This is a genomic window from Neorhizobium galegae bv. orientalis str. HAMBI 540 (assembly GCF_000731315.1).
Classification (GTDB): Bacteria; Pseudomonadota; Alphaproteobacteria; order Rhizobiales; family Rhizobiaceae; genus Neorhizobium; species Neorhizobium galegae.
Map to the genome: position 1 here is coordinate 310,775 of NZ_HG938354.1, position 13,451 is coordinate 324,225.

The following is a 13,451-nucleotide window of genomic DNA, read 5'->3' on the forward strand; positions in this document are numbered from 1 at the left end:
ATCTTCCTGCCTTTGCCATTACCGCAAGCGCCTCGGAACGTCTACGAGGATGCAGGTGAATGATCGGAATCCAGGCCGCCCTCGGGCATCGATGACTGAGGGCGGCAAATTGGTGTCAGGTGAGCGGCAGGATCAGCACGTCTCGGGCCGGCACCTCGATCTTGCCGCCATCATGGGCGTTTCCGACCGGCCAGACCGCCTTGCCGGCGGCGAGACGGCCATGCCCTTCGGCGAGCTTCGCCTCGGTCGCCTGCGGCGAGCGAGTCGGGTTGACGAGCCAGAGGAAGCTGCCTTTTTCGCCCTTGTGGATCCGCGCGAACAGCGCCTTGTTCGACAGGGCCGCATGCGGCGTGCAGCCGCTCCAGCGCAGCAATTCGGCGAAAAAGGCGCCGTTCGCCTTGCCCTGCGACTTGTAATAGGCGACCGACGGATTGGTGCCGATCAGCAGCGTTCGGCCCTTGCCATAAGTGTTCTCGACCACGGCAAGGCGCCCGTCGTCGAAATTGCCGCGCGCGGTGCCGCCGGCCAGCACATAGGACTGCAGGAAACCGCCGCCATCGACCGTTGCTCCGTCCAGCTTGAAATGGATGCGGTCTCCGATGTCCGGCATGAACTCGACCTGGTCCTCGCGGGCGCCAAAAACCTTGTCGAGGCCCAAGTTCGGCTGCACCTGGCCGACATGGCCGCGGTTGCCGAAATAACCGGGGCAGGCTTCGGCGATCAGCGTACCGCCCTTTTCCACCCAGATGGCGAGGCGTTTTGCCTGCTCGGCAGTGAACATGATCGGGTACGGGAAATAGAGGCGATCATAGGCGTCGATATCGTCGATATGCACCCAGTCCGGCTGGACGCCGTTTTCGAGGAAGGCGCGATAGGCGCCCCACATGGCCTCCGGATAGGGCTTTTCTTTGCGGTCGTAGTTCAGGAGGTAATCCCATTCCTGCGTCTCGGGAACGACGAGGATGCCGATTTCGCCGCGCACCGGCTTTGCCTCCCAGAGAGCGGCCTGTGCCGGGTCGTTTGCCCATTTCGCCATGTCGCTCTGCAGCTTCGAGCGCGGCGTGCGGGCGCCGTCCATGCCGTAGGCGCCGAAAGCGCCGAAGAGCGGGCCGTCGAGCAGTGGCCGCCAGCGCAGGTTCAGCACCCCGCGGGCGCCGCCCGCAAACGACGTCATGCTCCACAGGCGGATATCCTCGGGCTCGGCGACGCGGCCGTCATCCTTGTCGCGGCCGATCACCTGCGGCTGCAGCCACAGCGGTCCGCCCTGGCGCTCTGCGTGCCAGAAGGGTTTTCCACGGGCGGCTGCGCGGTTGATATCGACGCCGTACCAGTTCTTCCAGGCTTCCGTACCCTTGCGCGCCTGGATCCAGGTGAATCCGTATATCTCGACCTTGGAGGCGGCCAGCCAGTCGTCGCAGCCGTTCGCCGCCATGTTGGGGATGGCGCCGGAAATGCCGTGGGCGGCGATGGTGTTCTTCGGATCGACGGCGCGGATGGTGTCGATGCGCCATTGCATCTGGTCGTAGAAATTGTCGCGCTTGAACTGCAGCCAGTCAATGCATTCGGGATAGGGCGCCATATGGACCGGCGGCTCGACATCCTCCCATTCCGCATAGCTGTAGCGGTGCCAGGCCTTGGCGAGCACTTTCAGCGTGCCGTATTTCTTCTCCAGCCATGTGCGAAAGGCGGACTTGGCATAGCTGCTGTAATCGACATCGGCCGAATAATTGCACTCGTTCCAGACGTCGTAGCCGTAGATCGCCGGGTGGTCCTTGTAGCGGGTGGCGAGGGCGGTCAGGAACTTGCCGGCCGCCTCCTTCACTTCCGGGCAGTTGAGCGTCAGAGCTCCAGCACCGCCGCCATTGTTGGAAAAGCCGCCGGTCGCCGCCGAGACGCCCATATAGGAACCGAGCTTGGTGCCGTCGGCATTGACCTGCAGCGCATCGGCATATTTGCGGACCGCCCAGTCGGGCACGGCATGGATGAGCTCGGCGATGACCGTCTTGATGCCGTTTTGGGCAGCTAAATCCATCTGCCGGTCGTATTCCTCCCAGTCGTAGACGCCGGGCGCGGTTTCGATCGCGCTCCACATGAACCAGTGGCGGAAGATGTTGAGGCCGTCCTCTCCCGCCGTCGTATAATCGCGCTGCCAGTCTTCGCGGGGCGGATTGGACTTGCGGAAATAGACGGCGCCGTAGGGGAATTGGATATCGGTTCTGAGCATGGTCCTGTCCTTCTTCATCGATGTTCGGACATGGCTCCGCCTTCCGGAGAAGGGCTCCGGTCTGGAAGTGGCGTCGATGGTGTCCGGTTAGTTCCGAAAAGCGTTGATCTTAGCGTGGCCCTCCGCCGAGATGGGGCTTCATCCAGCCGAGACCTTCGCTGGTGCCGGCCTTTGACCTGTATTCGCAGCCAACCCAGCCGTCGTAACCGAGGCGGTCCAGTTCGCGGAGTATGAAATCGTAGTTGATCTCGCCGGTGCCGGGCTCGTTGCGGCCGGGATTGTCGGCGATCTGCACATGGGCGATCCTCTCCTTCAGGCGGGTGAAAGTCGGGATCAGGTCGCCCTGCATGACCTGCATGTGGTAGAAATCGTACTGGATGTAGAGATTGTCGGAGCCGACCTTGTCGAGGACGCGTTCCGCATGATCGGTCGTCGATAGGAAGAAGCCGGGAATGTCGCGCAGGTTGATCGGCTCGATCAGTAGCCTGACGCCGGCATCGGCACAGCGCGGTGCGGCATATTTCAGGTTGTCGACCAGTACCTTTTCCAGAGCATCGACATCGGCACCCTTCGCCACGAGGCCGGAGATGACGTTGACTTGGCCGCAGCCGAGCGCCTTGGCATAGTCGAGCGCCAGAGCGACGCCGTCGCGGAATTCCTGGACGCGGTCCGGCAGGCAGGCGATGCCGCGCTCGCCGCCGGCCCAGTCGCCCGAAGGCACGTTGAAGAGCGCCTGGACGAGGCCGCTCGCCTTCAGCGCATCGACAACCTTTTCCTTTGGCTCGGCATAGGGGCCGAGATATTCGAGCCCGCCGAAACCGTCCTTCGCGGCCGCGGCAAAACGATCGAGGAAGGGCAGGTCCTGGTAGAGGAAGGAGAGATTGGCGGAAAATTTCGGCACTGGCACTGTCCTTTAGAGAACGGGTGCGACGAAGCGGTGCCGGTGCAGCATGCGCTTGTCGCGGGGATCAGGATTGGGAACGGCGGAGATCAGGCTCTTGGTATAGGCCTCCTGTGGGGCGGTGCAAATCTGCTCGGCCTCGCCGAGCTCCACTATCTTGCCGCGATGCATGACTGCAACGCGGTCGCAGAAATAACGCACCACCGAAATGTCGTGCGAGATGAAGATGAAGCTGAGGTTCAGCCGTTGGCGGATATCCAGCAGCAGGTCGAGGATCTGGCTGCGGATCGACACGTCGAGCGCCGAGGTCGCCTCGTCGGCGATGATGATGCGTGGATCGAGCGCCAGCGCCCGGGCAATGCCGATGCGTTGCCGCTGGCCGCCGGAAAATGCGTGCGGATAACGTTCCATGCCCATCGGATCGAGCCCGACGAGGCGCATCAGTTCGGCGACGCGTTCCTCGAGCGCCTTGCCCTTGGCGAGGCCATTGATGATCAGCGGGTCGCCGATCACTTCCTTGACCGTCATGCGTGGATTGAGCGAGGCGAAGGGATCCTGGAAGACGAGGCGGACTTCCCGGTGGAAGCCACGAAGCTCCTTCTTGGTCAAGCTGGTAACCTCGACCTCGCGGCCATCCTTGTTGCGGTAGACCACGCTGCCCGTCGTCGGCTCGACGGTGCGCAGGATCAACCGGCCGAGCGTCGTCTTGCCCGAGCCGCTTTCGCCGACGATACCGAGGTTTTCTCCGGGATAGAGATCGAAATTGGCGTCATCGACCGCCCGCAGCGAATTGGTTTTGCCGTGCCAGCCGAACGTCTTGCCGAGATTGCGGACCGAAAGGATCGGCCGCAGTGGCTGCGATGAGGCGGCCACCGCCGGCACCCTGCCTTCGATATGGCGGGTGAGCTTCACCGTCGAGGCGAGAAGCTGCCGCGTATAGGGATGCTGGGCGTCATGGTAGATCGCATCGACCGGGCCGCGCTCGACGATATGGCCGAAGCGCATGACGGCGACGTCGTCCGCCACTTCGGCGACGATGCCCATGTCGTGGGTGATCAGCAGCATCGCCATGCCGCGCTCTACCTGCAGGCGTTTGATCAGATCGAGGATTTCGGCCTGGGTGGTGACGTCCAGCGCCGTGGTCGGCTCGTCGGCAATGAGGATATCGGGATTGCCGGCAAGCGCCATGGCAATCATCGCCCGCTGCCGCATGCCGCCGGAAAATTCGAACGTGTAGCGGTCGGCCATCTGTTCCGGATTGGGGATTTCCACCTGGCGCAGCAGTTCGACTGTTTTCGCCCGCGCGGCGCGCTTGTCGAGATCGCTGTGCAGGCGCACGGCTTCGATGATCTGCGAGCCGATCGTATGGACCGGCGACAGCGAGCTCATCGGTTCCTGGAAGATCAAACCGATCCTGCGGCCGCGGATGGCGCGCATGGTCTGGCCATCCGGATCGAGCCTGGCGATGTCAGTGACCGCGCCGGCGTTGCGGAGCAGGATGCGCCCGCCGACGATGCTGCCGGGCCGGTCGACGATCTGCAGCAGCGAGCGGGCGGTGACGCTCTTGCCCGAGCCGCTCTCGCCGACGAGGCAGAGCGTCTGGCCGCGCTTCAGCTCGAAGCTGACGTTCTCGACGGCATGCAGGATATGGGTTCTCAACCGGAAATCGATCGAGAGGTTTTCGACGGAGAGGACGGTGTCTTCGGCAGGATCGGTCATGGTTTCCTCCTCAATTGTCATAGGGGTCAGCGGCATCGCGAAGGCCGTCGCCGAAGAAATTGAAGGACAGCACGGCGACGATCACCGCAAGCGAGGGCCAGATCAGCAGCCATGGTGCGGTCGCCACCGTGCGGATGTTCTGGGCGTCCTGCAGCAGCACGCCCCAGCTGACGACGGGCGGTTTCAGGCCGATGCCGAGAAAGGAAAGCGAGGTTTCGGCAACGATCATGGTCGGCACGGCAAGCGTCACGACGGCGAGGATATGGCTGGTCAGGGACGGCAGGATATGGCGGAAGATCAGCCGCTTCTCGCTCGATCCGTCGAGCATGGCGGCAGTGACGAAATCCTCGCTGCGAAGGGCGAGGAAACGGCCGCGCACCTCGCGCGCAAGACTGGTCCAGCCGAGCAGCGAGACGATGATGGTGATGACGAAATAGACGTTGACCGGTGACCATGTCAGCGGGATCGCCGCCGCAAGGCCGAGCCATAGTGGGATGGTCGGCATGGCGCTGACCACCTCGATCATGCGCTGGATCACCGTATCGACCCAGCCGCCGTAAAAGCCCGATATCGAGCCGAGCACGACGCCCAGCACAAGCGACATGACGACGCCGACGAGGCCGATCGACATGGAAATGCGCGTGCCGTAGACCAGCCGCGAAAAGACGTCGCGACCGAGGCGGTCGGCGCCGAGCAGGTACATCGGGTCGTTCGGATTGATCGGGCCGATCAGGTGGCGATCCATCGGGATCAGGCCCCAGAGTTCATAGCGCGGGCCTTTGACGAACAGGCCGACCGGCACGACCTTGGTGTCGTCGACGACGAAGGTTCGGCGCAGCGCCACCTTTTCGATCTCGACCTTGTAGCCCTTCACATGGAAATTGAACTCCGAACTGCCGTCCGGCTTGGTGACGAAGAAGCTCAAGCCCTGCGGTGGCGCATAGGTATATTGCGGCCGAGAGGTCGAGGGCAGGCTGGGCGCCAGGAATTCGGCAAGCAGGCCGATCAGATAAAGGATCAGGATGACGATGCCGGCGAACATCGCCACCTTCTGGCGGACCAGCTTGCCGGCGATCAGCTTCCAGGGGCCGACGGTTGCGGTCGAAACGGTCTTGCCGGCTTTGAGCGGACTGATCGAAGGGCCGTCGGCGACGGTGTGGACGGGGCCGGAATAGGTTCCGAATGTTTCGTGCGTGCTCATGCCGCCTCCCTCAATTGAACCGGATGCGCGGATCGAGCAGCGCCAGCAGCAGATCCGATAGCAGCATGCCGACAAGGGTGAGGGCACTCAAAAGCAGGATGAAACTGCCGGCGAGATACATGTCCTGCGACACCAGTGCCCTGAATAGCAGCGGGCCGGCGGTCGGCAGGTTGAGCACGATGGCGGTGATCGTCACGCCGGAGACCAGATGCGGCAGCACCCAGCCGATCGCCGAGACGAACGGGTTGAGGGCGATCCGCACCGGATATTTGAGGATGACCTTGTATTCCGGCAGGCCCTTGGCGCGGGCGGTGATCACATAGGGCTTGTGCAGTTCGTCGGTCAGGTTGGCGCGCAGGATGCGGATCAGCGCCGCCGTTCCCGAGGCGCCGATGATGATGATCGGGATCCACAGATGGGCGAGGAAATCGCCGATCTTGGCAAGGCTCCAGGGGGCCTCGGCAAATTCGGGAGAGTTGAGGCCGCCGACGCTCTGGCCGAGATAGCGGTAGGCGAAATACATCAGCACCAGCGCCAGGATGAAGTTCGGCACGGCAAGCCCGATGAAGCCGAAGAATGTGAAGACGTGGTCGCTGATCGAATGGCGGCGGACGGCGGAATAGATGCCGATCGGCAGTGCGACGATCCACACGAACAGCAGGCTCAAAAGCGAGATGACCAGCGTCGAACCCATCCGGCCCCAGATCAGGCCGGAGACGGGTTGGTTCCATTCGAACGAGTAGCCGAAGTCGCCGCGGCTGACGATGCCCCAGATCCATTTGAGATACTGGATGTAGAAGGGGTCGTCGAAGCCGTAGATTTCCTTCAGCCGCTCGATCTGGGCCGGATCGACCGCCTGGCCGCTGTCGCTCATCGTCGCGATCATCGACGTCAGGTAGTCGCCCGGCGGCAGCTGGATGATCAGGAACGATATCAGCGACATGCCGAACAGGGTCGGGATCATGTAGAGCACGCGCTTGAAGATGTAGCCAAGCATCGGAATAGTTCTCCTCCCGTTGAAGACGCCGCGCAGGCGCCACCTTCGGATCTCCATCCGCTACCGGCCCTTTGAGGCCGGCAACGCTCCTCCATTTTAGTCTCCCACCCTATTTCCAGGTGAGATGCAGTACCTCCAGCCGCTCTATTCCCGGCACCTCCACTTCTGCGCGTCCATCCTTCACGCTGAAGCTTGCCGCCCGGTCTGCAACCACGAGCCAGGCTTTCGCCACCGCCTTGCCTTCTGGAACTTCCACCGAAACGGTCTGGGCCGCCAGGGGGTAATTTTCGCGTATCGGCCCTTTCATCATCATCGGGTTGGTGAGGTTGAAGAGGCTAAGGGCGATACCTTCTGCATTTTCCCTGAGCGCGAGGTCGATGACGCCCGGGCCTTTGACGGTGATGCGCGGGGTCTTGCCGAGCGCCCAGTGGACGGCGTTGGACAGAAGACGGGCGTGATCGACGGCAAACACTTCCCAGAAGATTTCGCCGATATTCCAGGGAATATAGACCGTGCGGCCGCCCCTTCCGGTTTCGCGGGCGACGACGGCCGCCCCTTCCGGGTCTTTACGCGGATAGACTTCCTCCATCGGCAGATCCGGGAAGTCGGGCACGTAAAGGAAGGGTGTCTGAGCGCCCGCAGCCGGCTCGACATGGATCAGCCTTGTGCCGCCCATGATCCGCTCGGCGCCATCAAAACCCTTGTTGACCGGGTGGTCGCCGGACAGCGCCACATAGGTGTTCTTGACGATGCCCCGCGGCCCGGAGACGAATTTCGCCCCGAGCACATCCGAGAGGCCGAATTCGGGCCGCGTCTTGCCGAATTCGTCGCGAAGCGAGGTCTCGTAGGAGGCAACGACGCTACCGCCGCGCGCCACATAGGCGCGGATCGCCTCATTCTGCGCATCCGAAAGGCAGGAGGCATTGGCAAGGATGATCACCTTGAAGCGGTCGAGATTATCCCTGGTGAGCACCTGATCGGACAGCAGCTCGAAGGGCAGGCGTGCCTCGACCAGCGCGTGGTAGACGCCAAGGTCGTGTTTCTCTGCCGCGTGACGTTCTTCCGGTGCCCAATGGCGCAAGGTCGTCGACGGGTCGATCACGGCGATTTCCGCGGTCGGCGTCATGCTTTCAAGCACCGGCTCGACGGCCGACTGCAGCACGAAAGCCTCGGCGACCGGATCCACCCAGCGCTTGTCGGGCACCACGCCGTTGAATTTCGTGAACCAGGCGAAAAGCCCGTGGGCCGTGCCGTTGTTGATCCACAGCTGCATTTCCTCGCCGGAGGTCACCGCATCCTTCCAGCGATACTCCTCCTCCGGACCGATCGAGGTGATCAGCACCACGGGGCGATCGGCGAAGGTGGCGCGGATGCGCTTGCCGTTGCGGCCGGCCGACCAGCCGAGCTCCAGCCCCTTGCGACCCTGGTGGTCGACGACGAGGAAGGGGCAATGTTTGGTGATGACGGAGAGATCGAACTCCATCAGCGACGCGCCGCTCATGTTGGGGATGAAGCTCGCATGCGGGCGGATCGCTTTGACCGCGTCGTCCCACTGGGCGATCATATCGGTCAGTACGCGGCGGCGCCATTGCAGCCATGCCTGCCAGGCGGGGTCTTCGGCATCCGCCTTCCTGGGCAGGGCGTAGCCGGACATGTCCTTGAAACGGCGGGCACTGTCTTCGCTATAGTCGACGCCGTGGCCCTGCCAGCGATTGGCGAAGATCGCGTCGATATCGTATTCGCGGACGATCTCCTTCACCACCTCCGGCATGAACACCGAATTGTAGTCGCCATAGGCATTGGCGACCCAGACATCCGGATAGGCCCAGTGGCGGCGCGGCGTGCCGTCGGCATTGATCATCACCCATTCCGGATGGGCCTTGGCCGCATCGTCGTGGATGGCATGCGGATCGACGCGGGCCATGACATGCATGTCGAGCTTGCGGGCCGCATCGACCAGCGCCCCGAAGATGTCCTTGTCGCCCAGATACTGGCTGACGTAGTGATAAGGGACCTTGCTTGGATAGTAGGCGATGTAACCGCCGGCGCTGAGGCAGACTGCGTTGGATTTCGTGCGCTTGAAGACGTCGATCCAGAAGGCGGGGTCGTATTTGTCCGGATCGTCCTCAACGAAGGTCAGCTGGGTCCAGCGCGTCGCGGTCCTGAACCAGCCCGGTGTTCGCAAGGTGTCGGTGTTCTGTCGTCTCGCCTCAAGCATGATAGCATCCAATCATCGGAAAAAGGGGTGCCCTCGGCGCCGGCCGGTCGAGACCGGCGCCCGGAAAACATCGGAGTTTGCGAGGCCATCAGACCTTGTAGAACTGCTCCGGCATGGTCGGGGCAGGGGTCGGCCAGCCGAACGAATTCGGCATGGTCTTGGTGATGTTCTTCATGTTGTTCTTGACGATGCCATAGCCGTCCGGCGGCTGCGAAATGCCGAACACGTAGAAGGTTTCCGCAGCTCCCTGCAGGAGCTGTTTCATGATCTCGCGCTGGCCCGCCTGGTCCGAGGTCGCCTTCAGCTTGTCGTAGAGCGCAAGCTGCTTCTTGGTGTCTTCCGGCGGTTCCTCGGCATTGGCGTTCTTCGGATCGAGATACCAGAGCTGCCAGGCCGGGGCATACATCGCGTTGCTATCGGTCGGCACGTAGTAGCGTGGATCGAGCATCGCCGCGACGCCGCCATTGGCGCCGAACTGGTGCGCGGTGGCATCGAAGTCGCGACCCTGGCGAACGCGGGTTTCCCAGAGGGAACGGTCCATGGTGCGCATCTGCGCATCGATGCCGACCGCCTGGAACATCGGGATGACCAGCTGGAAGAGGTCGAGGAAGATCGGGCGCGCCTGGTCGATCTCGAAGATGATCGTCAGCCGCCGGCCCTTCTCGTCGAGACGGAAATTCTGGCTGTCGCGCTTGGGGATCAGCTCGTCGAGCATGGCATTGGCCTTGTCGACGCTGTATTCGGTGAACTGCTTGGCAAGCACCTCGTTGTAGAGCGGATCGCCTTCCTTGATCGACGGCTGGGCGGGGGCGCCCTGGCCGACCAGCACCGCGTCGATCAGCGTCTGGCGATCGAGCGCCGTCGACAGGGCCGCGCGGAACTTCTTGTTGCGGAAGAGCTTTCGCTTCGTCTCGTCATTGTGGTTCAGGTTGAAGATGAAGTTCATCACGTTGGCCTCGGTGGAGGTCAGCGTGTAGAAGTCATAGCCGCCCTGCTTGCGCGCGTCGTAGAGAACCGACTTGTTGTTCGGGGTGGCGATATACTGGTCCATCAGGTCGATTTCGCCCTGCATGCATTTCAACAGCAGCACCTGCGGATCGGCGACCATCTGGTAGACGATGCGGTCCATGTAAGGCAGCTGGTTGCCCTCGGTATCGACCTTCCAATAGTAGGGATTGCGCTCGGCCACCACGCGCTCGGTGTTTTCGCCCGGCGCGATCGTGAACATCCAGGCATTGAGGCAGGGCTTCTTCGACGAATTGAGGAAGAAGGCGTTGTCGTCCTGGAAGCCGGAGGCAGACTGGAATGCGGCGATCCAGCTCTGGAAACCGCGCTGCTTGGCAAGCTCGTCCGCTTTCGGATTGTAGTCGATATGGAACTGTTCGAGATAATGTTTGGGGCAGCGGGTGGTGTGGTCCAAGTTGGACCATGCGACCTGCAGCGGGAACATACCGTTAGGTTTCTCAAAGATGACCTTGAAGGTCTGCTCGTCGACCACTTCCAGCTTGGCGGGCTTGCCGGCGGTTTTCCAGTGGCCCTGGCTGGTGACGGCGACGCGCTTGTCGGTCAGTACGGTATCGTACCAAAATTTGACGTCGGCGGTGGTGTAGGGATGTCCATCAGACCACTTCATGCCCTTGCGCAGGCGGACGGTGTAGACGGTCGAGTCCGCATTGCCATCGAAGGCTTCCGCGACATTCAGCGTCACGCCCGACCAGTCCGGCGTATAACGCAGCAGCGGTTCATAGGCCTGGTAACGGAACAGCATCGAGAGCGAACCGCCGCCGACCAGCGCCAGCTTCCAGTCGCCTCCGTATTTCCCGACGCTTTCGACAGGCTTGATGACAAGCGGGTTGGCGGGCAGCCGATCCTTGACAGGGGGAAGGGCGCCGCTGGCGACCTTGTCCTTCAAGAGGCCTGCTTCCTTGTAGTCGACGGCTAAGGCCGGCAGGGCCGGCAAAATCAAAACGGCCGAAGTCCCGGCCAGAAACGCGCGACGTTTCAGCTTGATCATGAGTGTCTCCTCCACACAGTCCCCGCCGTTACCTATTATTTCCCTTGGGCGTGGATAACGAAAAGTTTGCATTAGAATACTGTTAGGTAAAGTGTTATGTAGCGTTGTTTGGCAAAATTGCGTTTTGCAGTGCGGCAGTGTAGCCACGCGGTAGCTGCAGGGGGATGGGTTATGAAGAGCAGGGGGCGGGTTACCTTACAGACCATCGCGCGCGAGGTCGGCCTTTCGAAATATGCGGTGTCCAGATCGTTATCGGGCAAGAGCGGCGTCAGCGAGGAAACCCGCGAGCGGATCCGCGAAACAGCCCTGCGTCTCGGCTATAGCAAGCCCGCCAGCCAGACCACGCCGGGCGACATCGCGGTGGTGTTTCACGACATCGATCCGGTCAATAGCGAGCTGCACATGCAGATCCAGAACGGGGTTCAGGCAGAGGCGCACAGGCTCGGCATGGCTCTCAGGATGTTGTGGACCCACAGCCAGGGGCAGCTTGAAGAACTGGCGCGCACCTGCGCCGGGCTGTTGCTGGTCGGACCGCACGACCGCGAGGCGATCCGTGCCGCGACGACGACCGGCACTCCGATCATCCGGTTCGGCTGGGTCGATCCGCTCGAGGATGCCGATCAGGTCTCCGGCACCGATCACGAGTCAGGGCAGGCGGTGATCCAATACCTGGTAGACCTCGGTCACCGTTCCATCGCCTATGTCCATGGCACACCCGGTTATCGCGGCCGCCGCGAGCGCTTTTATGGCGCGCGCGAAATCGCCGAGCGTCACCCGGATGTCACGTTGCATGTCCTGCAGTTTGAGGAGGAGAACGGTTTTGCAGAAACCTATCGCGCACTGAAGGAAGAAGGCGCTCGACCGACCGCCTTCTTCTGCGCGCATGACGGCTTGGCGCTCACCGTCGTTTCCGAACTCCTGGGCCAGGGCTATCGCATTCCCGACGATGTCTCGGTGGTCGGTTTTGGCGATTTTTCGCCGGCAAAGCAGATCTCGCCGGCGCTGACGACGGTGCGTATGGAAGGCCAGGAATGCGGAGCCGTCGGCCTGCGGCTCCTGCTCGAGCGGATCGAGAACCCGCGCCAGCCCGGAACCCCCGCCCGCAGGGTCCAGGTCGCATCTAGGATCATCGAGCGCCGCTCCACCGGGCCATGCAAGGACCCGGCCCATCCAAACGATCGCGCGGCACCTCGGCAGGAGCCGCGCATTGTGTCCGTCTAACGGAGCAGATCGGTGCTCTGGTAGCGAACGACTTTGAGGCCCTATTTGAGGCTCTTCATATCCACCATGTCCATGTCGGTGAAAGACTGGTTGTCACCGGCCATGCTCCAGATGAAGGCGTAGGCGCCGGTGCCGGCGCCGCAATGGATCGACCAGGGCGGCGAGAGCACGGCCTGTTCGTTGCGGATGATCAGATGGTTGGTCACCGCCGGCCGACCCATCAGGTGAACGACGAAGGCGTTTTCCGGGATCTCGAAATAGAGATAGGCTTCCATCCGCCGGTCATGCAGATGCGCCGGCATGGTGTTCCAGACGCTGCCGGTCTCCAGCCGGGTTAACCCCATCAGCAGCTGGCAGGTCGGCAGCACTTTTGGATGCAGGTACTGGTAGAGCTTGCGCTTGTTCGACGTGGCACTGTCGCCGAGATTGTTCTCGATCGCATCGGCGCTGCTGATGATCCGCGAAGGAAAGGTGGCGTGCGCCGGGGCGCTGTTAATATAGAATTTCGCGGGCGCAGCTGGGTTGTCGCTCTCGAACAAGATCTCCTTCGTTCCCATGCCGAGATAGAACCCGTCCATCGGCTGGAGCGCGTAAGCCCTGCCATCGGCAATGACGCGGCCCGATCCGCCGATATTGATGAGGCCAAGCTCGCGGCGTTCCAAGAGGTAATCCGCGCCGACAAGTTTCGCCAGTTCGCTGCCGATGCCGAGGCTTGTCTGTGTTGGCGTGACCCCTGCCACCAGCATGCGGTCGTAGTGGGTATAGACAGCCTGCAGCGTCCCCGCGACGAAGAGATCCTCGATCACGAAATTTTCGCGCAGCTCCGCGCTCGTCATGCGCTCCGACTGGCTGTAGTGAACGGCATGGCGCGTCCGGACATCGATCGTCATGGTCTGTTTTCTCCTGTTTCTCGGCGCGAGCGCTGGGTAGTGTCTCGGTTTGAACTTCGGCTTTCG

The 13,451-nt window shown here is 62.3% G+C and carries 9 protein-coding genes; 1 reads left to right on the top strand and 8 read right to left on the bottom strand.

The window, feature by feature from the left end; translation table 11 throughout:
- Nucleotides 1-115 precede the first annotated feature (115 nt).
- From RG540_RS24075 to RG540_RS24105, 7 genes are all read right to left on the bottom strand, one after another.
- On the bottom strand, nt 116-2,224 hold the full coding sequence (locus RG540_RS24075; RefSeq protein ID WP_041364221.1) for a beta-galactosidase: 2,109 nt from the start codon (nt 2,222-2,224) through the stop codon (nt 116-118).
- A gap of 109 nt (nt 2,225-2,333) precedes the next feature.
- Complete coding sequence (gene otnI, locus RG540_RS24080; protein WP_041364223.1) at nt 2,334-3,125, bottom strand: 2-oxo-tetronate isomerase; 792 nt, start codon at nt 3,123-3,125, stop codon at nt 2,334-2,336.
- Between the two features lie 12 nt (nt 3,126-3,137).
- Entirely contained in the window at nt 3,138-4,844 is a 1,707-nt protein-coding gene (locus RG540_RS24085) for an ABC transporter ATP-binding protein (protein WP_041364224.1), read from the bottom strand.
- A 10-nt stretch (nt 4,845-4,854) separates the two neighbouring features.
- A complete protein-coding gene (locus tag RG540_RS24090) occupies nt 4,855-6,045 on the bottom strand; it encodes an ABC transporter permease (protein WP_041364225.1) in 1,191 nt (396 codons plus the stop codon).
- A 10-nt stretch (nt 6,046-6,055) separates the two neighbouring features.
- Nucleotides 6,056-7,042: an ABC transporter permease gene (locus RG540_RS24095; protein ID WP_041364227.1), complete on the bottom strand. Its 987-nt coding sequence runs from the start codon at nt 7,040-7,042 to the stop codon at nt 6,056-6,058.
- A gap of 109 nt (nt 7,043-7,151) precedes the next feature.
- Nucleotides 7,152-9,260 carry an alpha-amylase family protein gene (locus tag RG540_RS24100; RefSeq protein WP_041364230.1) on the bottom strand — a complete coding sequence of 703 codons (2,109 nt, stop codon included), beginning with the start codon at nt 9,258-9,260 and terminating at the stop codon, nt 7,152-7,154.
- Nucleotides 9,261-9,348: 88 nt separating this feature from the next.
- Complete coding sequence (locus tag RG540_RS24105; protein WP_041364232.1) at nt 9,349-11,274, bottom strand: ABC transporter substrate-binding protein; 1,926 nt, start codon at nt 11,272-11,274, stop codon at nt 9,349-9,351.
- 171 nt (nt 11,275-11,445) lie between these two features.
- Between RG540_RS24105 and RG540_RS24110 the strand changes: the two genes are divergently transcribed.
- Complete coding sequence (locus tag RG540_RS24110; RefSeq protein ID WP_041364233.1) at nt 11,446-12,495, top strand: LacI family DNA-binding transcriptional regulator; 1,050 nt, start codon at nt 11,446-11,448, stop codon at nt 12,493-12,495.
- A gap of 41 nt (nt 12,496-12,536) precedes the next feature.
- Here the strand turns inward: RG540_RS24110 and kduI are convergent, their stop codons facing one another.
- Entirely contained in the window at nt 12,537-13,385 is an 849-nt protein-coding gene (gene kduI, locus RG540_RS24115; RefSeq protein WP_041364235.1) for a 5-dehydro-4-deoxy-D-glucuronate isomerase, read from the bottom strand.
- Nucleotides 13,386-13,451 lie beyond the last annotated feature (66 nt).

Coding starts and splice junctions, on each gene's coding strand:
- RG540_RS24075 (WP_041364221.1), bottom strand. CDS start 2,224: ATGCTCAGAACCGATATCCAATTCCCCTACGGCGCCGTCTATTTCCGC.
- RG540_RS24085 (WP_041364224.1), bottom strand. CDS start 4,844: ATGACCGATCCTGCCGAAGACACCGTCCTCTCCGTCGAAAACCTCTCG.
- RG540_RS24090 (WP_041364225.1), bottom strand. CDS start 6,045: ATGAGCACGCACGAAACATTCGGAACCTATTCCGGCCCCGTCCACACC.
- RG540_RS24095 (WP_041364227.1), bottom strand. CDS start 7,042: ATGCTTGGCTACATCTTCAAGCGCGTGCTCTACATGATCCCGACCCTG.
- RG540_RS24100 (WP_041364230.1), bottom strand. CDS start 9,260: ATGCTTGAGGCGAGACGACAGAACACCGACACCTTGCGAACACCGGGC.
- RG540_RS24105 (WP_041364232.1), bottom strand. CDS start 11,274: ATGATCAAGCTGAAACGTCGCGCGTTTCTGGCCGGGACTTCGGCCGTT.
- RG540_RS24110 (WP_041364233.1), top strand. CDS start 11,446: ATGAAGAGCAGGGGGCGGGTTACCTTACAGACCATCGCGCGCGAGGTC.
- kduI (WP_041364235.1), bottom strand. CDS start 13,385: ATGACGATCGATGTCCGGACGCGCCATGCCGTTCACTACAGCCAGTCG.